Below are 25582 nucleotides of genomic sequence, written 5' to 3' on the forward strand. Positions count from 1 at the left end.
TATTTTTTTTTGCATGTCCTATTGTACGTTTCAAAAATAGTTGTATTTTTGCATCCGCATTAGAGAAGCAGGGCCCGTTCGTCTATCGGTTAGGACGCATGGTTTTCATCCATGTAAGAGCGGTTCGATTCCGCTACGGGCTACTATTTTTATTGCGTGTTACAGTTTTCCTGAACTTAGAAGGAAATATGGCCCGTTCGTCTATCGGTTAGGACGCATGGTTTTCATCCATGTAAGAGCGGTTCGATTCCGCTACGGGCTACAATTTCAGTATACTATATTGATAAAAACTTAGGGGATAATGGTCCGTTCGTCTAGGGGTTAGGACGCCAAGATTTCGTCTTGGTAACAGGGGTTCGATTCCCTTACGGACTACAAAATTAGTAAAAGATAAAAAAATTATAAAATGGCAAATCATAAATCAGCTTTAAAGAGAATTAGAAGCAACGAAAAGAGAAGAGTATTAAATAGATACCAACACAAAACTACTCGTAACGCTATCAAAGCATTGAGAATAGCTACTGACAAAACAGATGCTACGTCAAAATTATCAAGCGTAATTTCGATGATTGATAAATTAGCAAAAAAGAATATCATTCACGATAATAAAGCTTCTAATTTAAAGTCTAAATTAACTAAGCACGTTGCTAAATTGTAATTAGTACAATTATAAGATATTTAAAAAGCTCTCAATTTTTGAGAGCTTTTTTTTTGGTTTGGATTGTTTGGATTTTAATTTATTTTGTCTTTTAAATATTCAAGCATAGCTTGGGTTATCGGTTTGGATAAAAAATCAATCACCATTGGGTATTGTTTTGATTTTTCTAAATCTTCAGGGTCTATTGTAGACGATAGTACTACGACTTTTATATTTTTGAATTCTGCAAATTCTGGAGTGCTGAAATAATCTAAAAATTCCCATCCACCCATAACAGGCATGTTTAAATCTAAAAAAATTAATTGAGGTAGTGCTTTCGATTGGTTTTCTACTTCTTTTAAAGTCTTGAAGTATTGTAATGCTTCTTCGCCATTTTGCACTGTTATTATTTCATGAGAAAATGATGATTTGATTATTACTTTTTTACATAACATTAGTGTTATCGCGTCGTCATCTATGCATAAAATTATATCTAACATTAGTGTTTGTTTTTAAATGTTAATGTAAAGGTAGTTCCTATATTCACTTCACTATCGATTTCTATTGTACCTCCCATAGTTTCAACTTGCGATTTTACTAAATAAAGACCAAGTCCTTTGCTGTCTGGATAATTATGGAAACGCTGATAAAGTCCAAAAATTTTAGTCCTGTTTCTTTCTAAGTCTATACCGATTCCGTTGTCTTTAAAAATCATCACAACAGCATCTTCTTTTTTTTCAGTTGTAATTGTTATTCTAAGCTTTCTGTTTTCGGATTTGTATTTTATTGAATTGGACAAAAGATTGAGAAGAATGCTTTCTAGATAAGCTTTGTTAGTATCTAGAACTAAAACCTTCTCAAAATTGAGTTTAATTATTGGCTTGTGTAATTCGATTTGAGAAGTAAGTTGGCTGAAAACATTTTCAAAAATTTGGTTTATGAAAACCTTTTCTCTCTTAATTGAGGGATTATCCTTTATAATAATGACTTTTACCAAGTCATTGATAGTGTCATTTAATAAATGAGTAGACTTAGTAAAACCATTTAATATTTCTTTTAATTCTGGATTCTCAATTGTGATATCTTCTAGTAGGTTTAAAAGTCCAATAAGATTTGATAATGGTGCTCTGAGGTTATGGGATGTTATATAAGAAAATTGTTTTAAGTCTTTGTTGTTTTGAGTCAATTCTCTAATGAGTTGCTCTTTTTCTTTTTCTTGCCTTTTTTCTTCGGTAATATCTCTTTGTATTGAAATCCAATGAGAAAGTTCAGTATCAGAATTGTAAATGGGTATCATAGAAAAGCGTACCCAATACTCTTCTTTATTTTTTGTGAAGCTCGCCGTTTCTATCAAACATTCTTTTTTATTGTGTATAAAAGTTAGAAGCTTGTCACGTTCGCTCTTATCAGAATTAGGACTGTTAAATGGATTTGCTGGTTTTCCTTTAATTTCATCAAAACTGAATCCGGACATTATTGAAAAAGCAGGATTTACATATAAAATGTTTGGGAATGTTCCGTCTAATGCATTGGCTTCAGTAATGATTATAGAGTCTTTGGATTGCGTAAAAACAGTTTCTAGTAACTTAAGTCTTTGTTCTTCTTCTTTTTGTTTGGTAATGTCTTGTATTGCTCCAATCATTCTGATGGCTTTACCATTTTCATCTTTTAATAAAAAACCACGATCTAAAACGTATTTATAAGAATCATTCGCACATTTGAAACGGTATTGATCCTGCCAATTTTCAGTTTTTTGTTCTATAAAAGAGTAGAGTCTGATAGACATTTTAATACTGTCCTCGGGATGAATTTTGTCAAACCACCATTTTGAACTTTTTCCAACTTCTTCGTCAGAGTACCCAAAAACATTTTCTATTCCTCTGTTCCAAGAAAAGCTGTCTTCTTGCATTTTCCAATCCCAAATTGTATCGCTAGTGGCTTTTGCAACAATGTCGTATTTTTCATTTGACTCTTTGATTTCATCGTTCGTTTTTTTTAGCTTTTTTACGATAGAGATGTTTCGAGAATCGTTTTTGGATAAAATAGTTTTGAACATTATTCCAGTCAATATAATGAACAAAATATCTTTAATAAAAGTATAGAATTGATAATTAGGATCGGTGTTGTAATGGTATAAAAATTTATAACTAACAATGACTAAAAACACTGCAATTAGTATGTAGATGCTGATTACTTGATTGGTTTTGCTTTTCATTACTCAAATATAATTAATAATTACTTAGTTTGTAAGGAACAGGTATAACTTATTTTTTAGTTTTTCCTAAAGGTCTATTGTTGTGGTTAATGGGTTAAGAATATGTAAACAATTGTTTAAATATTTTTTATATCAAAATAAAGTGTACCTTTGCACCCATTAAAAATCACAGATGGAATCTATTAGAAACATTGCAATTATTGCCCACGTCGATCACGGTAAAACAACTTTGGTTGATAAAATTATGTATCACTGTCAGTTATTTCGTGATAACGAAAATACAGGTGACTTAATCCTTGATAACAACGACTTAGAGCGTGAAAGAGGTATTACCATTACTTCAAAGAATGTTTCTGTAGTTTACAAAGGAACAAAAATCAACATTATCGATACTCCTGGTCACGCTGATTTTGGTGGAGAGGTAGAGCGTGTGTTAAACATGGCCGATGGGGTTTGTCTACTTGTAGATGCCTTTGAAGGACCAATGCCACAAACCCGTTTTGTATTACAAAAAGCGATTGACCTAGGATTAAAGCCTTGTGTTGTAATTAACAAAGTTGATAAAGAAAACTGTACTCCAGAAGAAGTTCATGAGAAAGTTTTTGACTTAATGTTTGAATTAGGCGCCGAAGAATGGCAATTGGATTTCCCAACTGTTTATGGTTCTGCTAAAAATAACTGGATGTCGGATCATTGGGAGAACGTAACTGATAATGTGGAAGCATTGTTGGATATGGTTATCGAGAATGTACCAGCTCCTAAAGTTTCTGAAGGAACTCCACAAATGTTGATTACTTCATTAGACTTCTCTGCATTTACGGGTCGTATAGCTATTGGTCGTCTAGAACGAGGAGTGCTTAATGAAGGTATGCCAATCTCATTAGTAAAAAGAGACGGTACTATCACAAAATCACGTATTAAAGAATTACATACTTTTGAAGGACTTGGTCGTAAAAAAGTACAAGAAGTTATCGCAGGAGATATTTGCGCGATTATTGGAGTTGAAGGATTTGAAATTGGAGATACTATCGCTGATTTTGAAAACCCAGAAGCTTTAAAAACAATTGATATCGACGAGCCAACCATGAGCATGTTGTTTACAATAAATGATTCCCCTTTCTTCGGGAAAGAGGGTAAATTTGTAACTTCTCGTCATATTAGAGACCGTTTGACAAAAGAATTAGAGAAAAACCTAGCAATGAAATTGGGTGAAACTGATTCAGCTGATAAGTTTATGGTTTTTGGTCGAGGAGTACTTCACTTATCAGTTCTTATTGAAACAATGAGAAGAGAAGGGTATGAATTACAAATTGGTCAACCACAGGTTATTATCAAAGAAATTGATGGTAAAAAATGTGAGCCAATTGAAGAATTGACAATCGATTTACCAGAAACACTTTCTGGAAGAGCGGTAGAGTTTGTTACTATGCGTAAAGGTGAAATGTTGAGCATGGAAACTAAAGGAGAACGTATGATTGTAAAATTCAACATTCCATCTCGTGGAATTATTGGATTGCGTAACCAATTGTTGACTGCAACTGCTGGTGAGGCTATCATGGCGCACCGTTTTATAGGATATGAGCCTTTCAAAGGAGAAATTTCTGGACGTAATAAAGGTTCGTTGATTTCTATGGAAAAAGGAAAAGCTATTCCTTATTCTATTGATAAATTACAAGATCGTGGAAAGTTCTTTGTTGAACCAAATGCTGAAATTTACGAAGGTCAGGTTATTGGAGAAAATTCTCGTGGTGATGATATGTGTGTAAACGTAACGAAAGAGAAAAAACAATCTAACGTTCGTTCGTCTGGAAATGATGAGAAAGCAAGAATCATTCCTCCAATTATTTTCTCGCTTGAAGAAGCTTTAGAATACATTCAGAAAGATGAATATGTTGAGGTTACACCTAAATCGATTCGTTTAAGAAAAATATATTTGACAGAAACAGATAGAAAAAGATTTAAATTCTAATTCATTTGAGTTTTAATTAAAACCATCAGCGTAAGTTGATGGTTTTTTTTTGAACCTAATCCTGCTGTACACTATATCTTTTATACCACCCCAATAAAGGAGTGTTATAAAAGGATGCCGTTCCCATCAGTGGTATAAGAGAATCTACTTTTAAGAAGATAAATAGTGAGAAGAAACTTGAATTGTCTTTGAAATTCTTATTCTTTTTTATTTTGCCACTCGGTTTGTTTTGAATTTTTATGGAGTATGCTTTTATTTTCATGCAATCCCATCGCAAATCCAAGCATTATTGAAGTAACTATTACAATTATTTTCTTTTTTATTCCAGTAATTATTCTCATGCAAGTAGTTAGGCTACTTGTGTTTTTAAGTTTACGCATTTTTATTTCGTTTAATTAAACACCTTTTTATTTTTTTAAATCACAAAAAAGATTTAAAAATAAATTTCAAACTAAGTTTGGAATTATAAGGTGTAATTAATGGAATCAAATAACGCTTTTAAATATAGTTTTTGATACAGAACAGGTTGTAATGTTTGAAACAATGCACTCTGTATTTTAAATTTTGTAAAACATAAAACATCAGCTAGATTAAGATATTTGGAATTAATATCTAGACTAATTTTAAAGCTTGATTTTACATCATGAATTGTGTCACAAATAAATTTTGTTCCTTTTAGATTTTCTGCTTCAGTACTTTTTTTGAGATTAAAGTCTTGATAGTAGGAAGTAGAGCTGATTTCAGAATTAGGGAAACACTCACTCGTCATTGATCCTAAAATCAATAGTAGCATTGCGAGATATTTGATATAATTCTTCATGTTTATTTTTTTATAACACCTTTTAAAGTAATAGATCGTATTTATATAAGTAGTTCTATTACTTTAAATAGTGAATAACTTGTAGTTAAAGCGTTTTAAGCATTCGTTCAATTACAATAAGCTAGGATAGATTCTACTGAAATAGCTTTATCATTTTTCAATCCTTTAGATGACTTACTTTATAATATTGTTTGTTATCAGTTTCAACCAGCCAAATTCCATTATCTGAAAAAATAGTATCAAAATATAATGTTTTATCAGCTGTTAATTTCTTAATATAATTCAAGTAATTTTGAGATAAATCTAATGCGATGATACTGTTTGTAGAAAATGTCATTTTTTTAAATTGCTTATCTTCAAAAGTATTGATTATAAACATTTTATCGCTATAATAGTGGGATGTATCCTCATTGAAAATGACTTTATTTGATTTTAGAATATTTCCCGATTTTTTATTTACAACAGCATAATGTAAATATTCACGCTTATCATTATATGTAGCAGAAAAGATTAAATTTCCATTAAATTCTTGTATCCCCACTTCTAATAAGACAAGTATGGCTTTGTTAAAATCTTCACTATCGTCAATACGATTTATAGATTCCCATATTTTTGTGCCGTTTTTATCGAATTTGAAAACATAATATCCATTTGGACTCTTCAGTCCTACATATTTTGTTGGCATATTGTCACTAAATAATCCATAAACATAAACGTCTCCATTTTTACGGTCTTCGTAATAATTGTTAACTGATAAATCGTCTAAAAATTCTAACGATGAAGGTATATAATTTCCAGATGAGGCATTACTTTGCTCGTATCTGCCTGCTTTGTTATTATAATACACAGAGGGTATATAATTTCCAGGTGAGGCAATACTTATCTCGTATCTGCCTGCTTTGTTATTAGAATACACAAAAAAGGAATTGTCTAAATGAGTATTAAAAGCGATTGTTTTTAATTTTTCGCCATTAAGTCCATAAGTTGTTTTGTAAAAAGTAGCTGTTTTATAATCAGTAGCTAAAGACTTCGTAATCATATCAAAAGATTCATTATCATTCACTCTACAATTAAATGATAAGTCATATTTAGATTTTACAAATTGACTTCCAATGAGTAAAGACAAGTCTGGTTTTTCTAATTTAACTCTATTTTTTAGTTTGGTACGAAGATCAAAAGTTTCCAAATACAGATCATCTTTTACAAAATTAATATCTGATTTTTCTTTTTGATTTGTAAAGCTTAGTTCATAAAAATCATTAAAAGAACTAGGAAAGTGTTTTTTCAAAAAATATGATCTGTAATCATTGTAATAATTAAGGTTATTATAAGTATCAAACATTCCAAAAGAGAAATCACCGTCTTTAATAAAACTACTCTTTTCAAAAATCTCCGACGAAACTCCATTTAAGAAATATTTAAACTTCAATTTGAAGTTACTATTACCGTCAAGTGCTTTAAAGGAATTTTCAGTTGAAGAAAATGTACAATTTACTAGATTTTCGTTTTCTACGATCTTCGTTTTAACTCCATTTTGATCGTAACTATTTATATTGTTTATAAAAGAAGTTAAAATCATAGCGCTTTTTATAGGTTTACCGTCCATTATTGCAATTTTATCTTTTTGTGGTAAATATTTATAATTTACGGGGACATTATCAGTAGTGAATTTTCCTTCTACAACAGTGGTTTGTGCATTGAGTAAAGTAATTAAAAATAATGTTAGGCCAACAAAGATTTTTTTCATGATGAAATAATTAATGTTTAAAATTATTGGTCAAACTTACGTATAATTATCACTAGTGTCCACTATAAATTAAAAAAAGTCCCGATAGCGGATTTGCAATCCATTCTATTTGGGTTATTATATAAGTTTGACTGTGCAAAACAGAAAACTTCTTGTAAACCGCCGCTCCGCAAAGTCTCCGTGCTTTGCGTTTTTTTTAAAGTTCTTAAAAACCGTAAACGTGTCAAACTCTCCCGACTTTTAATGCAAATGTCTTTATAATGATTGGCTTTTCAAAAAATAAAAAAGCTACAAAGTAACCGTTAGGCTATTTTGTAGTTTTTTTGTTTTTGTATGATTTGTTATTTGTTATGAAAACAAAACTTACTCGCATAGCCATTATGGAAGTGGCGTACTTACTAGGTAGGGTTCGCCCAGCAATATATAACGTATGGCGTGCCCACTCCTGTGGTGAGCAAAGAAGTGGTGCTTCTAGAAAAAAAAACTAATTTTATTGGTTTTAATCCACAACTTTTTTATTTGGTCAAATGTAATCTTCGATGCCTTGTTCAAAATCAAGAATACACTATTATTTTTATATAAAACATAAAAGTATCCGCTCTTTAGTTTGCCTTTTCCTAATAGGTGAAATTTATTTCGTTAGGGGTCTTATGTGGTATGCTTCGCTCGGTTCGCCTTTTATTTGTCGGTGTTTGTTTGCAACAAACCTGTTGTTAATGCCGATTTCATAATGCAAACGAATTTTTATTTTGTTACGTTGAAAAAATTATCTTTTCAACGCAAAATGACCTTTCATTTCTCGTCCATCCTCTAATTTTACGGTGTACCAATAATCGTCTGAAGGAAGCGGTTGACCTGTAAAAGTACCATCCCATCCTTGATCTGTTGGAATGATTTGTTTTAAAAGTTTTCCAAATCTATTGAAAATATAAATTACGGAGTTGCCATTAAAATTAGCACTTAATCCTTTAACATTCCAGTAATCATTATAACCATCACCATTTGGAGTAAAAAACTTTGGAACGCCCACAACAGCAATTGTTTTACTAACCGTTCCGCAACCATTTTTATCATTAACGTAAACTATATGAATATCAGCTGTAACATTGTCAAAGAAATTGGAGTCTTGAAAAGGTCCAAAAGGCGAATCAAGACTATATTCATAAATTCCTTTTCCTGATACATTAACGGTTACTGTGTTTGTATCTGCTAAATCAACTACATCAATGCTGGTAATACTGGCAATATCAGAAGCTGTAACTTTTATAGTTCGAATTCTAGAACATCCTAAAACCGTCGTTACTTCCACAGTATAGGTTCCTTCTTGATTTACATCTAAGGTGTAGTTGTTCTCATTTGGAAGAAGAACATTGTCTTTAAACCACTCATAGGTATAGTCAGTACTTGGGGATCCGTCTTGAATTCCAGCATTTAGTGTTACAAAAAAAGTAGGAAGATTAGAACATACCAATTCGTTTTCGGATCCATCAGCATTTAAGTTTATTGGGGGTAAACTATTTACTATGAAAGGTAAAGTAATTGAAGCTTTACAAGCTGGGTTAGCAGGATTCTCTACAACAGCTCTAATGTTTTGGGTGTTGCTAATGTAGGGATTTGGTAACGGACTAGATAGTGAAGCTCCATTTGCATCAAAATATTTTACAATCATCCCTGTTTGATTTCCTAAAATCGTATTCTGAAAAGTACTAGTATCAAACGCAAACTTGCCATCTTGTAAGAAAGGATCTAATTCATCATCACATACGGTTGTTAAATTTACAGGTACTTGGAAAGCTTCCGGAAGATCGTCAACTGTGAATGTTATCAAAGTCTCGTCAAAACATTTTAATGTTGAATTATTAGTCACAACTGCTTTTATCGTTTGTGTGCCTGTAGTGTAGGTTGACGGAAATGGACTTGATAACGAATTGTTATTTTGATCAAAATAAGTAACAGTAATACTAGTTTGTCCTTGAACTAAATCAGATTCTAAAGTAGCTGTATTAAAAGTATATTTTCCATCTTGGTCATCATCACATTGTCTAGGAATAGTCACAGCGTTTGCAAACGGAAGTTTTTCAACAGTGAGCGATACGTACGGCCCCAAGCCATAACAAGCATTATCTGTATCACTATCTACTCGGCCCCAAATTTCTTGGGTGTTTGCATAACCAATATTTCTGTAATTAGATATATTGTTGATTGCATTTGTTTCTGCTAGTGCATCGGCTTGGTTGCGATAAAATGTTATTGTATAATTTCCCGCTGGTAATAAATTCTTTATATCCTTTTCTGCACTGCTAAAGTCAAAAGTACTTACGCCATCTCTTTTATCATTGCTTGCATTATTATTGCCGTTGATGTCTAAAAAATCGTCACATTGCGTGAACTTTCTATTGAATGTACTAGGGACTTGTGTTGCTAAAACTTTTAGAGTCAATTCAGCTACACTAAAACAACCATTAGAATTAAGTACTCGGGCATATACTTTCATCATACCGGGTGTTGTATTCGTAAAAGCTTTGGGCGTACTAATTAACTCTGAAGCGTTTGCCATTGTAGCGCCGGAAAATGAGGTGTAGTAAGAAAAGGTTTCATTTGCAAAATTGCTTGAAATCTCATCGTTTTTTACCGTTAGATTAAATGTGGTTACCGCATCTAAATCATCGTCACATTGAATGATGGTTATATTATTTACAGTTGGTAACGTATAAACGATTAAAGTAGTATCATTTGAAAGTAAACCACAACTGTTTCCTATTTTGTCTAATTTTACGCGGTACTTATATCCATTCATTGTGTTTGTTACGCTGTTAATAGTCAACTTATTTGTGGTTGATCCTGCATACATTGTATTGTTTGTAATGTCAGTCCATGTTGTTCCATTGATCGAAACTTGCCACTGATAGGTGTTTCCGCCATTATCAGCTAGAGTAATTACCGCATTTTGTTGTTTACAAGTTGGCGAAACTGTTGGTTGTGTAGTTATAGCTATAGGCGCAGCGGTATTATAATTGCTATTTGGTGTTGTATATCCCGTACCGCTAGTTACTTGACCATTAGTATTTACTGTAACTGGGCTATTGCCCAATATTCCGTCATTGTTTGGGTCTAAGAATCCGGCTTCGATAACATCGCTGCATAAATCACCATCAATATCTAAATCACGATAATTTTTTATTCCATCAGAATCAAGGTCATTTCTCGTTTCTATTGCATCAAAAATTCCATCGTTATCACTATCTAAATCTAAATAATCCGGAATTCCATCGCTATCAGTATCCACTGGTGTTAGCCCTGGATCGTACGCGTTGTCGATACCGTTTTTATTTGTATCGCTATTTGTTGCAGCTACTGCAGTGTTTGGTTGCGCTTCAATATTATCAGCAATTCCATCATTATCGCTATCGCTGTCTAACTGATCTGCAATCCCATCATTGTCGCTGTCTTTAGGAACGCACACTGCATTGATAGCTAATGTTGATTTATTAGCGTTAGCATCGGATAAGTTTTTGTGTGTAAAAGTAATAGATTTCGATAAATTGGTTAGAAACTGAAATGTTGCTGTTCCTGCAGCCAATGGAGTAATACTATTTAATCTAAATCTGATTTCAAATGACGAAAATTGCTTTACTCCACTTTCATAAATGCCGTCATAATTAGTGTCAATCAATAGTTGGTCACTTGGATTTAATAACGTGATGGTTTTATTAATATCTGAATTCACTATGTACTCAGCATCTGCATTCAATAAATCAGTTGGAGCTGCTGTATTTATATATTTCATTTCCAAACTGATTGGATTGGAGAAAGTCATTTTATAACTAACAAAGTTTCCTTTTCCTGCGGGTACATTAGAAATAAAACTTCCGTCACTGCTGCCTATAAATGGCGTTGTACTAGCAGTTGTTGACGTGGTAATTGTTCCAGAAAATGAATTGGAGTAAAGACCAACTGCTACCGTTCCACTAGAAGAATTGGAGATGTCTATAACTTGATTTCCATAAGATTCTGTACAATTAGTAATACCGTCTTTGTCATTATCAAGATCAACATTGTCATTTACGGTGTCAAGATCTGTATCTGTTTCGCAGGTACTAACAGGGATTAAATCAGACAATACAGGTGGAGAATTACATCCTGAAATACTGCCTCGTACCTGATAGTAACCTGGTTGAGTTGGGGAATAAGAATTGCTGTTTGTATTAGGTATGGCAACGTTATTGAAATACCATTCAAAACTATCATATGATGAAAGTGAACTTACTTTTAGAATAACATTGGGGATGCAATTTGAATTGGAAACTGCAATATTATTACTTACAATTTCTGGTTTTGTATCAAATCCTGAGTAGTAGCCTCCATAAGTAGCTGCTCCATTTGTTCCAAAGTACGAAACATATACCTGTCTAGTAGATTTTATGGTAACATTTCCAGACAAACCATTTACTGTGTAGCGCACAAAATTAGGATTTCCAACTATGGCTACAGCGGGGCCTGAAATAGGATTATTATTCAGAGTTACAGTTGCGCCAGTCTCCGTTACTATATTTAATCCACCATCATAAAATGTATTCCCAATTTTTTCAATAGATGGAATATTATCAACAATATTTGGTGTTGAACAATTTATTGGTGGTACAAAAAATAAATTTTGATTGGCAGGCGGATTATTACTTGTGTTGCTTCCTCCAATACTTTGGTAGGCAAATACGCTTTCAGAAGTAGTTACGTATAAGTTTCCATTAGTAAATTTGCCTCCGTCAATATCAGCATATTCACCTTTATTTAGTGTTTTAAAAAGAGTAACCCCGTCTAAAAATATTTTGGTATTGTCTTCATTTGCGATCAATAGCACACGTTCTATTTCATCTGTGCCAAGACCTTTGACAAAAATATATTCTTTGCCAGTTTTTTCTGCTGAGACGATTTGGTCAAAACCAATATCTCTACCCGTTGGTTGCCCTTGACCATTAACAAATGTGCTATTACTCCCGCCAAACGAACCTGAATTCACAACAACCGGTTTGTCTGTTACTACTAGAGCACCAATCATTTTTGAACTGTTTGATGGTGTAGTGTTTGGGGAGTTATCCATTGCCAGCACGTAACTTTCATTTTTATTTAGAGTAACTACAATATCGCCAGAAATGACAGTTCCATTAGACAATATTGTTCCATTAGGAATACTAGAGATAGTTACTTTGGTTCCGTTTTCAGTGGATAAAATGGAGGCGAAATTGAGTAAGCTGCTGTCTAAAAGTGGGTTTAACATCGCGCCCAATCTAAAAGTTTTACCTAATGCACTATTTCCTTTAGACACTAATCCTCCCGCATGTGCAAAGGAATTATTACCCTGATTAAATCCACCATTAACTCTTACGCTGACGTAAATTAAATCCTCAGCTTCTACGATATATCCCCTGTTACTTAATATGCCAATATTCGTTTTTGGAGTTACCAGTTGTGTATCTTGGCCCTGACCAATGGTATAAATGTAGGGTGTTGTCTTATTGACCACACCGGTTATAGTACCGCCTCCAATTGCCATAATTTTAAAATTAACATTGGTAGTACTTGGCGTAGAAATGAATAAGTACTGGTCGCCAGCTATATTTGTGGCGCAAGCTACCGGTGGTATGTAATGTGTTTTACTGAATTGTGCGAAACAGCCAATTGATAAAAAAGTAAATAAAATGAGTATTGTTTTTTTCATGGGCTAAAAATAGGAAAATTAGTTTTATCTTTTCAAAGAAAAATGACCTTTTACAATTTTTCCATCTTCAAAAGTTAATTTAAACCAATAATCATCAGCAGGTAATGAAATTCCATCAAAGGTTCCATTCCATCCTATATCTGAGGTGTTTAATTGCTTTAGTAATTTACCATAACGATTGAAAATAAATAAGTTTGTTTGGGCAAATTTATCAATATTTTTTATCTTCCAGAAATCATTATAACCATCTCCATTTGGCGTAAAAAACCTTGGATAATCTAAAACGTACGTTGTATTTGGTACTGACAAACCACATCCATTTTTATCACGGGCGTAGATTGTATATTCACCGGCAACAATGTTACTAAAGGTATGATATTCTTGAAAAAAAATACCATCGATAGAAAATTCATAATTTCCAATTCCCGTATATGTAATGACTATTGAATTTTTTTCTCCAGAAAAATCAGTTACTATTGTTCCTGTAATACTTGCAATTTCTGAAACTATAGCCGTATATTTTTTTGTTTTTGAACAACCATTAGCATTGGTGACGGTAACAGAATATTCACCAGGAGTGGTAATAGCGATGGTATTGGTACTTGCTCCTGTGTTCCATAAATAACTTGTAAAACTGGAGTCTACAGCTATCGTTATCGAATTGCCTTCACATAAACCTACAGTTTCATCTTGAAAATTAGGAGGGTCAAAAGAATTCACAACAAGTTCTATAGGTGTGATTGCATAACAATCTGGACCATTTATTATGCGAGCATAAATCGTTTGTTGGTTTCGAATCGTATTATTAAAAATATTGAGAACTTGATTTTGTTGTGTAATAGCATCTTGTGGGTTTAAAAAATACGCTACGATCAGTCCCGAAGGTAATCCTTTAAGAACTTGAGGAGTTGCGTGGGCCTCTAGATCAAATTGTGATAATCCATCTAACGTTCCATCAGTATCGCAGGTAGTAATTGGATTTTGAGGTGCAATAGCAGTACTCGCGATGAGGAGTTTTACTTCGGCATAATTTACGCAATCGAAAGCATTACTCACTCGTGCAAAAACGGACTGATTGACCACCTTATTGCTGTATGCTGTAGGATTAACAATTGGGTTAATTTTTGCCACAGCATCTGCTAATGTTTCGTAGTATACGACTGCGCTTAGATTGGCTGCATTATTTTTTACAATGGCATCTACTTTAGTTAAATTAAAAATTGATATACCGTCACTATCTAAATCGCATTGTGATAGTGCTGTATCGTTTAAGACTATTGCTGCTGCAAACTCGATTTTTATTTCTGCTGTTGTGATACAGCTCGGAGTTAATTGGACTTCTACTTTATAAGTACCTGGACTTGTTGCCGTAAAACTGGAAGAATTATTTATAAATGCAACATTATCTTTGTACCATTTGTAGGTATAACCAAGGCTAGCTGGAAGTTTAGCATCGATGGTATATCCTTCGCCTGAACAAATGGGATTATTATTAGCTAATAATCGGTCTGGTCCTAAATCAATTTTTGGTAAAAAACTGCCTGCTTTGAGGAAAACCGCAGAATCATAAAATCGGTTTCTTTCATCAGCGATTACTAATTTTATATGGTATGTTTTACCTGGCTCCACTTTTGTTTGTGCAGTCAAGATTTTAGTCTGCCCAGCATAATTTGCGGGACTAGTCGCTGTAGTGTAGCCGCCCCAAAATATTTCGTTTTCAGGTCCGCAACTCTTTATTGGTTCTAACGAATTCGGAACAGGATTAATTGTTGGATGTATGTTTTTTGAAGAAACAGGTATGTTTGTGCCCGGAAGCACTGCTAAATTTACATAAGTAGTAGTGTTTACTTCTTTGATTAAAAAAGCGAACCCATCAGAGTAATTACAAGGAAAATCATCTTGATATTCATTAGATGCAAACAGATAATCAAAACTTATAAAGTCTGTTAAAGCTTTGAAGTCAAATTCTAAAACGGTTGCATTTATGGTGTTTGACATATCTAATGCTTTTTCTAAATCAGCATCACCTAACCAAGCAGAACTTCCTCCTCCAAGATTCCTTACAAAAGGTCCTTGCGAATTCTGACTACTCCAAGTACTTAAAACAATTCCTTCAGTAAAAGCAAAACTGCCCCCTTGATTACTAAAATATCCGTAGCTGTTTTGACTACCTGAGAAAGGATCTCCTTTTACTGTAAAATTTGAAACAGTTGCACAAGAACTGTTTACTAAGACATTTTCAATAAGTTGTTGCGCTGTATAGGAGTCATTAACCACAATAGATTGAGCTGTTGCGTCAAATAATGTGCAGTTGATTAAAATAGATAATAATATGAATTTTACACATTTCATCATGTGTAAAGATACTACAAATCTCTATTTTTTAATAATCGATAGGAAAGGAAAACAAAAGTTACTGTCCAAAATAAAACAATACAAATAGATAATAAAGTTACATTGTATTCTTTTATGTTATCCAGACCAATTTGGGTCCCTAGGTTTTTTACGACGGATAATCGCGTAAAAGGTTCTACTATTAAATTCGACATGGATTGCATAGGTAGAAACTGTGTAATTGTTGCAGCAGTTTCGCTATTGGGGAATACTTTAAAAGTTAAAACTCCATTAATAATTCCTTCGATAATATTCCAAACTAAAAGAAATCCCAGCGCAAAAGCAGAGCGCTTTACCAAAATACCTAAAAACAAACAAAAAGAGAAAAAACCAACTAGTTTTACAAAGTATGCCAGAAGATACTCTAAACCAGAAAAAACGATGCTAAACTCGGTATACGAGGAGTAACTAAGTCCTAAAATAAGTGACATTAAAAAAACAAAAGCAGTAGATACTGAGGCAAACAAAAGGACAGTTAAGAATTTAGATTGTATAAATTCTTTTTTACTCATTCCGTCAATTAAGTTTTGTTTCAGTGTGCCATAACTATACTCATTTGCCATCATAGACACAATTACGATGGCTAAAAAAAGTTTCAAAATGGCTGCAATATAGGTGTTAAAATGCCATATGAATGGAAAATTAAAAATTCCCATTTCGGCTAAGTGAAATTTAAAAATCCCGAGATCAAATTTTATAGATGCTATTAATGCTATAAAAGTTAAGAGAATAAAGTACGCCAACGTTAAAACTCGACTGGCTTTATTTTTCCAAATTTTTTGTAATTCTATGGAGAGTAATCTTTTCATGATTTAGTTTTTGAAATTTGAATTGGAATTAGTCAGTTCTAAAAATTGTTCTTCTAAGCTGTTTTTGCGCTTAACCAAATGATTGAGAATAATGTTTTTTTCAAAAAGAAAACGATTTAATTCTTTAGCTTCCAAGTCATTTTTTAAATAAACTAAAATCTTTCCATCTTCATTAACAACATTCTTTACTGCCGAATGGGTTTTTACAGCCGCCATTAAACTCTCAGCATCATCTGCTTGTAATTCAAAAAAGCCCTCATTAGCTGACATGCCATCGACTAAACCAGTATATAAAATTTCTCCTTTTCTTAAAACTACCACATGGGTACATACTTTTTCGACTTCGTCTAATAAATGCGAAGCCAATAAAATAGTAGTTCCCTGGGATGCAATTCGTTTAATAATATCTCTAATTTGATGAATTCCTTGCGGATCTAAACCGTTTGTGGGTTCGTCAAGAATCAAAATCTCTGGGTCATTAAGTAATGCAGAGGCTATTGCCAAGCGCTGTTTCATTCCTAAGGAAAAAGTACTGAATCTACTATTTTGTCGCTCAACAAGACCAACTAACTCTAGTTTCTCAATAACTTTTGAAGATTGAATTCCTTTGATTTTACAGACTAATTCTAAATTTTCTGTAGCAGTCATGTACGGATAAAAGTTAGGTCTTTCAATAATGGCACCTACTTTTTTTAGCGCTTCATGGGTTTCTATAGTTCCATTGAACCAATTGTATTCACCAGAAGTTTTGTTGACTACATTTAAAACTATTCCTAATGTTGTTGATTTTCCGCTGCCGTTTGGGCCCAGAATTCCGTAAACATTGCCTTTGTGTATGTCGAAAGAAACGTTTTTTAGAGCTTGAATGGAGCCATAACGTTTGTGGAGATTTTTGATAGAGAGTATTGTTTCCAATGGGTTCATCTTTTTGGTTTAACATAGGACGAACAAGTTTGGAAATTGTTACGGGGAAAGCTATAATTAGTTCATTTCACCAATTAATTTGCACAGCAACTCTAATTTGTTTGCAGTTATAGGTTTCTTAATATAATCTTTAATGACATCGTATTTTTTTGCCATTTCAATATCTGCAGGGTCTATGGAAGAAGTCATAATAAAAATTGAAATTTCTTTTTGTATCGGCAAATGAATAAATTCATCCAAAAATTGCCACCCATCCATTACGGGCATATTTAAGTCAAGTAAAATAGCATCTGGAAGAATTGAAGTATTATTACGATTTTCTTTTAATGTATCTATAGCCAATTGGGCATTATAAAATGAATGAATTTCTTCGCAAAACTTACTTTTAGAGATAAGAATACTCATTAATTTCACGGTCAATTTATCATCATCAATAATGTACGTTAATTTATTTTTCATCTAAATAAATTTTAAAATTAGAACCATGACCCACTTCGCTCTCCATTGCTATTTTACCATTCATAGCTTCGAGTTGGTTTTTTGTAATGAATAATCCAATTCCTTTAGCATCTGCATTACCATGAAAGGTTTTGTACATTCCAAAAATTTTGTGTCCATTTTTTTTTAAATCTAATCCTAATCCATTGTCTCGAAAGTTAATCACAGAGTACCCATCTATTTTTTCATAACAAATATTTAAAGTTGCATTGCGTTTTGGGGATTTATATTTAATAGCATTTGTAAATAAATTAAGAAAAATACTATCTAAGTAAGCAGGAATGGCCTTAACGATAACACCCTCTGGAATTGTATTTGTAATTGTTATTTTACTCTCTTTTATGGCTAGACTCAATGCCATTCTTGTTTTTTCAATTTCACTTTTTAAATGAATTTTAGTTTTTTCAACATTTGTTTTTTGTTGAATGGTTATAATTTCATTCAAATATTCTATCGATTCCGATAATTTTTCTGTTCCTTCTCTAAATAATTCAAAGTAAGAAAGCTTTTCGTCAATATCATCAGTATTTTCAATAACATCTACCACCATCGATAAATTACTGGCGTGGGAGCGTATGTTATGAGAAACAATATGAGTGAAGTTAAATAATTTTTTATTTTGATTGCTGGTTACTTCTAGCAATCGTTTCATCTCAAGCTCCTTTTCAATTCGTCGTGTCACGTTGCGACCTACGCCTATAAAATTCATAAAATTATTGTTACTGTCAAATACAGTTGTAATGTTTAATTCAAACCAATACTTCTCTTTATTTTTATTATAATTTAGTATTGTGATTTTAATGCTTTCTTTATTTTTGATGGCTTCTCTCATTAATTTTGAAGCTGTAAAATCAGTTTCTGGACCCTTAGATAAATAACCAGGTTTTTGACCAATAACCTCTTCCATAGCCAAACCAGTTAAATCTAAGTAAGCTTGATTTGCCCAAACCGCTTCCCCATTTCTATCTGCTATTACAAGGGTATCCGTTGTTTCTGAAGCTGCTAGTGACAGTAAATTTAATTTATTTTCCGCATTTTTTCTCTCGCTAATATCCCGGATAAAGCATACAACGTAGGTTTTTTGATCGACTTTAAATTTTTTTCCGGAAGCTATCTCAACGGGTGTTATCACATTAGATTTTGTTTTGATAACGGTTTCATTGATGGTATATTCGTTTCTATCTAAATTATATTTCAGAAAATAACGGATGTCTCTTTTAAATTCATCTGGAAATAATTTTGAATTATGCAAGCCTTTTAATTCTGCATTACTATAACCAGTAAGTTCTGTCGATCTAAGATTACAGTCACTGATTTGTCCATTTGAAGTATCAATGATAAAAATGGCATCATTTGCACTAGAAAAAATAGAAGAGAATTTCTCTACATTATATTGCAATTCATTTATTAAATTCTGTTCATTTGTTATGTCTTGAAATGTACCTAAAAGCTCGATAGGCTTAACATTTTTAAATACAACCTGGCAAATACATTCTATGTACTTGATGTTGTTTTTAGCAGTCATAATCTGAAATTTACTCTCAAAAGAAATCCCTTCATTGATTGATTTCTCAATAAGTACTTTAATCCGATCACGATTTTTCCCTGGAGTATAAAAATTTAATGCCTTGTCAAGCTCTGGCTTGTAGTCAATGGGTACTTCATGAATACATTTAGTGACTGCATCCCAAAAAACATCATTGGTTTGCAAATTAATTTTCCAGATTCCTATTTTAGCAGACTGTGCAGCCTTGATGTAAAGGTCAAGTTTTTCTTTCATTAGTAGAACTTTAAGGATTTAACTACAGTATTGATAAATGAATATAAAGTTTGTAGTTTAGGTTTTAAAATTTCCGGTTATAAAACAGTAGGCTGTAATTCTATTTTTATTAGTCGTTAATAGTATTGATTTAGGGTAGTATTGTGTTTATACATTTAACAGTAAATAAAAATTGATTTTTATCCATTGACTAATTAATTTTCATTTTATAGCTAATACATATTGTTTTAATTCCATTAAGAAAATGTGCCAGCGTATGCAGGTTATTTTAATAATTCTTCATTAAAGGTAGTTAAAACATATGAAATGAGTGTATTACATCGGCTTATTTTATTGTAATTTTGTTCTAAATCCTTATTTCAATGAGTAGTGAGCCTGTAATGCTTTTTAAAAAACCATCGTATCCAGTAAATAAATCACTTTTAGAATATTTGGAGCGTTTTGATCGTTTGTCAAAAGTTGCTATTGTCTATGATGATTTATTGCGTTTTTCAGGATCGGTAACTGTTTATGATAAAAACGATGAAGATACGTTATGGATTCGTGTGTATTATACTGAATTTGAGAGACAAGAAATTGATTTAACTTTAAAAAAAATCTATTCATTGCTGCATTCTGATGGTAATTTGGGAATCATTAAATTCTTAAATGTAGATTCTATAGATTATTGCACTTTTGGTAATTCAAAACCGTTTCGGATAAAAATCAGAAATATATTAAATGACAATTACACGCACTTCTACATAAAGAAAGCCGATGCTTCTCGAATTTATGGACTCGAATTAGAGCATATTTTATCTCCAGATAAAATTAATTTCCTAGTGTATAACGACACTTTAATAGAGGAACACATTATGGGGATTCCCGGTGATGTTTTTATTAAAAAATTATTATTAGAGTGCACCGAAACTGAGAAATCTCAAATTGCTAAAGAGTTCGTAAAATTCAATGAGCGTTGTATGATTCGATTGCTTGGCGATATGCGTTCCTATAATTACGTGATAGTTCCCACACATGATTTTGATCATGTTGTGTATAAAATTCGCGCTATAGATTTTGATCAGCAGTGCTACGAAGGAAATTTTAAAGTGTACCGACCTCAATTTTTTAAGGAAAATTATCCAATGGTAAAATTGGTAAAGGACAAACTTCAAAACAGTTCTATCGAGCAATACAAGGATGAAGAAAGAGCGGTTCTTGCCAAGAGAATTCATTCTGCTGAAAACCGAATAAAACGATTGTTGCAAATTATGGGAGATGACGTAATCGCTCCCGAAGAACATTTGAAACAATTGCAATTAGAATTGTATCGCTACACGAATGATATGAATTTTAAAAAAGCCAAATCTATGGGGAATATCATGAGCGCAGCTTTTGGATTTATTACAAGAAATTTCAAGAATGCGACTGTTTTTAAGATTTGATATTAGTTTTCTTAAATCTATTTATTACTACTAATTTTACTATGAGAAATTATATTTTCACTTTATTTGCATTGACTTTTTTGTCCTGTCAGCACGATTCAGGAACTGTATCACCCGTTTATTCATTACCCAAAAAACTAAAAGAAATCTCAGGAATTATATATGTAGATTCAAGTAATTTACTCTGGGTGCTGGAGGATAGCGGTAACGCGAATGAAATTTATGGACTCAATTTTGAAAACGGTGCAATTGAAAAAACATTAACGATTGCAAACACAACCAATATCGATTGGGAAGACATTACTAAAGATAAAGACGGTAATCTCTATGTTGGAGATTTTGGTAACAATGATAATGAACGAAAGGATTTATGTATTTACAAAATTGATAAAAAGTCTTTAACTACAAAAAGCGCCATTCCAGCTTACAAAGTTTCCTTTGCATATCCTGAGCAAAAAGATTTTCCTCCTAAAAAAGCAGAAATGTTTTATGATGTTGAAGGATTTTTCGAATTCAAAAATAATTTCTATCTCTTTACAAAAAATCGAAATAAAGGTTTTGACGGAACCGCTTTTTTATATAAAATCCCCAATACTGCAGGTTTTCATCAAGCAGTTTTGATGGGAAAATTTAAAACTTGTGATAACTACAATCATTGTGCAATCACGGCTGCAACTATAGCTCCAGATGACTCTAAATTTGTTATTTTAACCCATGATAGGATTTTCTTATTCGAAAATTTCGAAGGGGATAATTTTTTGGATGGAACAAAAACTACTCTCGAATTAAATCATTTTTCCCAAAAAGAAGCAGTATCATTTATAGATAATGACCGACTTTTTATTGCCGATGAAAAAACTAAAAGCGTAGGAGGGAAGGATTATGAAGTTAGTGTCAAAAAATTAAAATCCAAATCCTAGTCCAAAAGCGATTCGGGCTTCCTCATTAGAATTTTTAAAATAAGTGATTCTGGCTGTGATTACATTTAATCCATTGAGCCATAATCCGCCACCAAAAGATTGATGCCATTTCTCTGAATTTTCTCCTTTTTTCCACACGCGTCCATAATCAACACCACCCAGAATTCCGTACGTCATAGGCAACACGCTTCTTCTTATTTTTCCAATATTCCAGCGAATATCGCTGCTTTGATAGAATGATTGATTGCCTAAAAAACGTTCGTTTCTAAACCCTCTTAAATCATAATCACCGCCCAAAGTCGCTCCTTGATGAAATTCGAAATTAGTGTTTAAAAGTATTTTTGCTTTCAAAATTGTTGCAAATACTACTTTTCCATTGGCATCAATTTTATGGTTAAAATTCAGTTTACTCTCTAATGAAGGAAAATTTCGTTTTGTATCATTCACATTCATTTTCCATGATCCTGCAATAGAAAATCCCATTCCCATTGAAGGAAATGACGGCATATCATAATTTTCAAAACTGTATTTGAAGGTTGCTCCAGCAAATCGTTGGTTATCAAAAACATTGGGATTTACAATTCCGGGAATGTTTATGAATCGGTTATTGGTTTCCTCTACACTGATTTGTTCAAATGAAGTTTGAAAATAAATTGTACTACCATATTTCCCTACTTTTTTGATTGACGGTAAAACTTTGAGCATTCCAATACGAACGCGATTGTAATCCATTCCGAAAATTTCGTCATTATTTGCGCTTTCGTTACCAGTTCCAAAATAATTAATGGTAAAATTAGGACTGTTAAACTGGCTCTCTAAGTCTAAATCCCATTTACCTATTGATTTTGGAAAATGTGCATTGTAAACCAGTTCGTACCCATCTGTTGCAAAAAAGTAATTTGCTTTCAGAATATGTTTTTGTGTGTATGGATTTTGATTAAATTTATTGATTGTATAGCTGGTAATAAAACCTATTTTCACTCCATCATCTGGATTAAAACCTATATTGGGTAATCCTGAAAATGCATTGTATTTTGGTTTTTTAAAATCATATAAACTAGCTTTATAATCATCAGATAAAAGAACTCTTGTTTTTGAGTCTAAAGAATAGGTATTCATTTTGGATTTAAAATCATGAATTTTTATCTTTTTACCATTCTGAACAGTATAAGAATCTTCGTTTTGACCGCCAATTAACCGTATGTTTATATCTGATTTTGCGTTTCCTTTTACTTCAAAAATATCGTCTTCATCCAATCCGTAAATCCAAATATTTTTTGTTTTATCGGCAAAGAATTCTTTCTTGTACAGTAATTCATCTCCTTCATTTTTAGCACGGTATACGTCGACTTCTATTTTGTTTTTGGTAGCTTGTCGAATTATAAATTTATCTTTTTTATCAGTACCAACAATTAAAACTGTTTTTTGTAAAACCATATAATAAGCTGATGCGTAGTTTTGTAAAGCTGTTTTTCTAATAATTAATTTTTGTTTAATGCTAGTAAGTGTTTCATCTTGAACTTCCTTTGGTAGATTGTCAAAGGCATTGTATATAGCAGTATCGGTTAGATTTTCCTGAATGAATTTAGCTTGTTTGAGCCACTCCTTTTCGTCTGCCGTTTTAAGCAAAGCGAGGTCCAAAGAATAAGGTTCGCGATTAAACCATTTTACATTTTTAATTTTATTTTCAAAACTTTGCATGTGGCGCAACAAAGGCATATTCATCAATACGGTAAGCAATGCTCCATCATATTTTGTAAAAGCCTGATCTCGATCCCTTGGTATTGGTTTGTAAACTATTTTTTTTTCTACTTTATATTCGCCCCAGCGCCATTGATCTTCGTTTCTGTTCCAATCTCCTATGAGCATATCAAACAATCGTGCTTTGATGTATTCGGCTTCGTCTACACTATATTTTTCATCTTTATGAAGGTTCTTTAAAACATCTTGTGTACTGATAATAGCACTAGGATTTCCATAGCTTTTCGCATTAATTTGGCTATCAGTAGGACTTTCTTCAACCAAATACAATTCATCTCCAAAACTTGTATTGAAATCTTTTAAGGCTTTGTGTTTAGGAATATAATACAATACTGGATTGGGATGTGAAACTCCAATTTTTTCGGCTAAATTCCCAACTGCAAATGTTGTGTAAGGATGCGAAGTTGTGTAAAAATCAAGCAAAAAATTCTCTGCATAGGTGTCTTCAAATTCATTTTCGATGAATTGGTTTTTAAATGCTTCCGCTTGAAGGAAACGAGAAGCACTTTTTTTCAAGGCTCGCATTACATATTCTTTTCCGTTTTTGTCCACAATTTGTAATGATCTGGACTGATGACCACCTCCAGCTCGTTTTGGTTGTAACCCCCCAAAAAGAGTATCAAGAGTTGTGGTTGTTGCTGTTATGGGTAAACTGTAATAATTTCTATAATGTTTTCCAAAAAGCAATCTATAAAAGGCTTTTTGATCCGTTTGTTTTGCGGTATAGACAGTTGCAGTAGTGGTTTTAGCAAATGAAGTAGGGAAGCTTCTAGTACTGAAATCGTCTTTTTTTGCAAGTATAAACTGTTTGAAAATCAGTTTTTCTTTATTGTTTTCTTTTCCATAAAAAGTAACTTTTGCCGCTCCGTTTTCATAAACACTTAATTGAGTATAACCATTTCCCCCATAAGAAAAATCATTAGGGTTCACCGCTTTTGCAGCTTCTGATTTTGAGCCGGCCCCACTTATAATTTGTCTGAGGTTGTCTTTTTCAATGTATTGTAAATTATGGTCATGACCAGAAACTACAATGACATTTTCTTGACTTTGTAACAATGTTTTTAGTCGTTTAATAAAAATTGTATACTGTTTATTTTGAATGTCTTGCGGGCTAATTCCCGATGTTTTACGAACGAAGTTAAGAATAGAGCCTACCACTGGTAACGGAATTTTTTGCTCTAATGGGAATAGTTGTTTTTCTAGTGAAAACTGTCCACCATGTATCCCGTTACTCATTAATGGGTGATGCAACGCCAGAAGTATTGTTTTTTCTTGGTTTTTATTCAGAATTTCTTCTAATTCATTAAAAAAAGCATCTCTAGATTTTATTGTACAATCATCATTTATAGTAGGACTGTTGTCCCAGTCTTCTAAAAACCATTGACTGTCAATAGTTATTAAAACTAGATTTTTATTGATTTCTAGGTTGTCGATACCACAGCCTTTTCTGGGCAAAAATGAATTTTTATCATTCAAATAATCGGTGATAAATTTTGCTTGGCGTTCTAAACCTTTTATTCCGCTGTACCAATCGTGGTTTCCTGGTATAAATATGGTTTGGCCCTTAAAATTTTCAGACAATTTGAGTTGATTGGTAAGCTTACTTTCGGCAATTAATCGCTCATTTGCATTAGTAGTATTAGGCAATCCTTTTGGATAAATATTATCACCAAGAAATAAAAGTGTTGCGTTATTATCTGCTTTTTTTAAACGATCCTCAAGTAAACTAATTGTTTGTTGCGCTTTTTCTTCATTGGCATTTCCAGCATCCCCAATTAAATAAAAAGTATGCGAAACTTTAGAACTATCTATTCCTTTTTGTTCTGCAGTATTTTTAGTTTTTTTACCAAATTGTTCGTAATGCGTAGCACAAGATTGGAAAATAAATACAGCTATAAGTGCCTTAAAAATTATTTTATTCGAAGCTATAAAACAATTATCCGAAAATAATTTCATCTTTCAGTTGTT

The 25582-nt window shown here is 32.5% G+C and carries 16 protein-coding genes and 3 tRNA genes; 7 read left to right on the forward strand and 12 right to left on the reverse strand.

Annotated elements, in window-relative coordinates:
* The first annotated feature begins 71 nt into the window (after window positions 1–71).
* From ACNQGB_RS04725 to rpsT, 4 genes are all read left to right on the forward strand, one after another.
* A tRNA-Glu gene (locus ACNQGB_RS04725) sits at window positions 72–143 on the forward strand.
* Between the two features lie 47 nt (window positions 144–190).
* A tRNA-Glu gene (locus ACNQGB_RS04730) sits at window positions 191–262 on the forward strand.
* Window positions 263–303: 41 nt separating this feature from the next.
* Window positions 304–375 (forward strand) — tRNA-Glu (locus tag ACNQGB_RS04735).
* A gap of 31 nt (window positions 376–406) precedes the next feature.
* Entirely contained in the window at window positions 407–658 is a 252-nt protein-coding gene (gene rpsT, locus ACNQGB_RS04740) for a 30S ribosomal protein S20 (protein WP_035673520.1), read from the forward strand.
* Window positions 659–732: 74 nt separating this feature from the next.
* Here the strand turns inward: rpsT and ACNQGB_RS04745 are convergent, their stop codons facing one another.
* Window positions 733–1137, reverse strand: coding sequence for a response regulator (locus ACNQGB_RS04745; protein WP_417943740.1), 405 nt, complete (start codon window positions 1135–1137; stop codon window positions 733–735).
* Window positions 1137–2852 (reverse strand): PAS domain-containing sensor histidine kinase, encoded by a 1716-nt coding sequence (locus ACNQGB_RS04750; protein ID WP_417943741.1) that lies wholly within the window; start codon window positions 2850–2852, stop codon window positions 1137–1139. Before ACNQGB_RS04750 ends, ACNQGB_RS04745 begins: the two co-directional genes overlap by 1 nt.
* A gap of 172 nt (window positions 2853–3024) precedes the next feature.
* On the opposite strand from ACNQGB_RS04750, the gene typA reads away from it, so the two are divergent.
* Window positions 3025–4821 carry a translational GTPase TypA gene (gene typA / locus ACNQGB_RS04755; protein WP_417943742.1) on the forward strand — a complete coding sequence of 599 codons (1797 nt, stop codon included), beginning with the start codon at window positions 3025–3027 and terminating at the stop codon, window positions 4819–4821.
* 197 nt (window positions 4822–5018) lie between these two features.
* On the opposite strand, the gene ACNQGB_RS04760 is transcribed toward typA, so the two are convergent.
* The 9 genes from ACNQGB_RS04760 to ACNQGB_RS04800 all read right to left on the reverse strand — a co-directional run bounded on the left by ACNQGB_RS04760 (window position 5019) and on the right by ACNQGB_RS04800 (window position 19509).
* Window positions 5019–5201 (reverse strand): hypothetical protein, encoded by a 183-nt coding sequence (locus ACNQGB_RS04760; RefSeq protein WP_417943743.1) that lies wholly within the window; start codon window positions 5199–5201, stop codon window positions 5019–5021.
* 83 nt (window positions 5202–5284) lie between these two features.
* Window positions 5285–5641 (reverse strand): hypothetical protein, encoded by a 357-nt coding sequence (locus ACNQGB_RS04765; RefSeq protein WP_417943744.1) that lies wholly within the window; start codon window positions 5639–5641, stop codon window positions 5285–5287.
* A 157-nt stretch (window positions 5642–5798) separates the two neighbouring features.
* The gene (locus ACNQGB_RS04770; protein ID WP_417943745.1) at window positions 5799–7388 is read right to left on the reverse strand and encodes a hypothetical protein; all 1590 of its coding nucleotides are present in this window, start codon (window positions 7386–7388) and stop codon (window positions 5799–5801) included.
* A gap of 766 nt (window positions 7389–8154) precedes the next feature.
* On the reverse strand, window positions 8155–13104 hold the full coding sequence (locus ACNQGB_RS04775; protein ID WP_417943746.1) for a T9SS type B sorting domain-containing protein: 4950 nt from the start codon (window positions 13102–13104) through the stop codon (window positions 8155–8157).
* A gap of 24 nt (window positions 13105–13128) precedes the next feature.
* On the reverse strand, window positions 13129–15459 hold the full coding sequence (locus ACNQGB_RS04780; RefSeq protein WP_417943747.1) for a choice-of-anchor L domain-containing protein: 2331 nt from the start codon (window positions 15457–15459) through the stop codon (window positions 13129–13131).
* Window positions 15460–15470: 11 nt separating this feature from the next.
* On the reverse strand, window positions 15471–16307 hold the full coding sequence (locus ACNQGB_RS04785) for an ABC transporter permease (RefSeq protein ID WP_417943748.1): 837 nt from the start codon (window positions 16305–16307) through the stop codon (window positions 15471–15473).
* A gap of 3 nt (window positions 16308–16310) precedes the next feature.
* Entirely contained in the window at window positions 16311–17222 is a 912-nt protein-coding gene (locus tag ACNQGB_RS04790) for an ABC transporter ATP-binding protein (RefSeq protein ID WP_417943830.1), read from the reverse strand.
* Window positions 17223–17288: 66 nt separating this feature from the next.
* Window positions 17289–17690, reverse strand: coding sequence for a response regulator (locus ACNQGB_RS04795; protein WP_417943749.1), 402 nt, complete (start codon window positions 17688–17690; stop codon window positions 17289–17291).
* The gene (locus tag ACNQGB_RS04800) at window positions 17680–19509 is read right to left on the reverse strand and encodes a PAS domain-containing sensor histidine kinase (protein WP_417943750.1); all 1830 of its coding nucleotides are present in this window, start codon (window positions 19507–19509) and stop codon (window positions 17680–17682) included. Before ACNQGB_RS04800 ends, ACNQGB_RS04795 begins: the two co-directional genes overlap by 11 nt.
* Before the next feature lie 362 nt (window positions 19510–19871).
* On the opposite strand from ACNQGB_RS04800, the gene ACNQGB_RS04805 reads away from it, so the two are divergent.
* Together ACNQGB_RS04805 and ACNQGB_RS04810 are read left to right on the forward strand one after the other, a co-directional pair.
* Entirely contained in the window at window positions 19872–20933 is a 1062-nt protein-coding gene (locus ACNQGB_RS04805) for a hypothetical protein (RefSeq protein ID WP_417943751.1), read from the forward strand.
* 41 nt (window positions 20934–20974) lie between these two features.
* Window positions 20975–21853 (forward strand): hypothetical protein, encoded by an 879-nt coding sequence (locus tag ACNQGB_RS04810; RefSeq protein ID WP_417943752.1) that lies wholly within the window; start codon window positions 20975–20977, stop codon window positions 21851–21853.
* Here ACNQGB_RS04810 and ACNQGB_RS04815 read toward each other — a convergent pair.
* Complete coding sequence (locus ACNQGB_RS04815) at window positions 21836–25570, reverse strand: metallophosphoesterase (protein ID WP_417943753.1); 3735 nt, start codon at window positions 25568–25570, stop codon at window positions 21836–21838. The genes ACNQGB_RS04810 and ACNQGB_RS04815 overlap by 18 nt on opposite strands.
* Window positions 25571–25582 lie beyond the last annotated feature (12 nt).

The sequence above is a fragment of the Flavobacterium frigidum genome, from assembly GCF_048286795.2.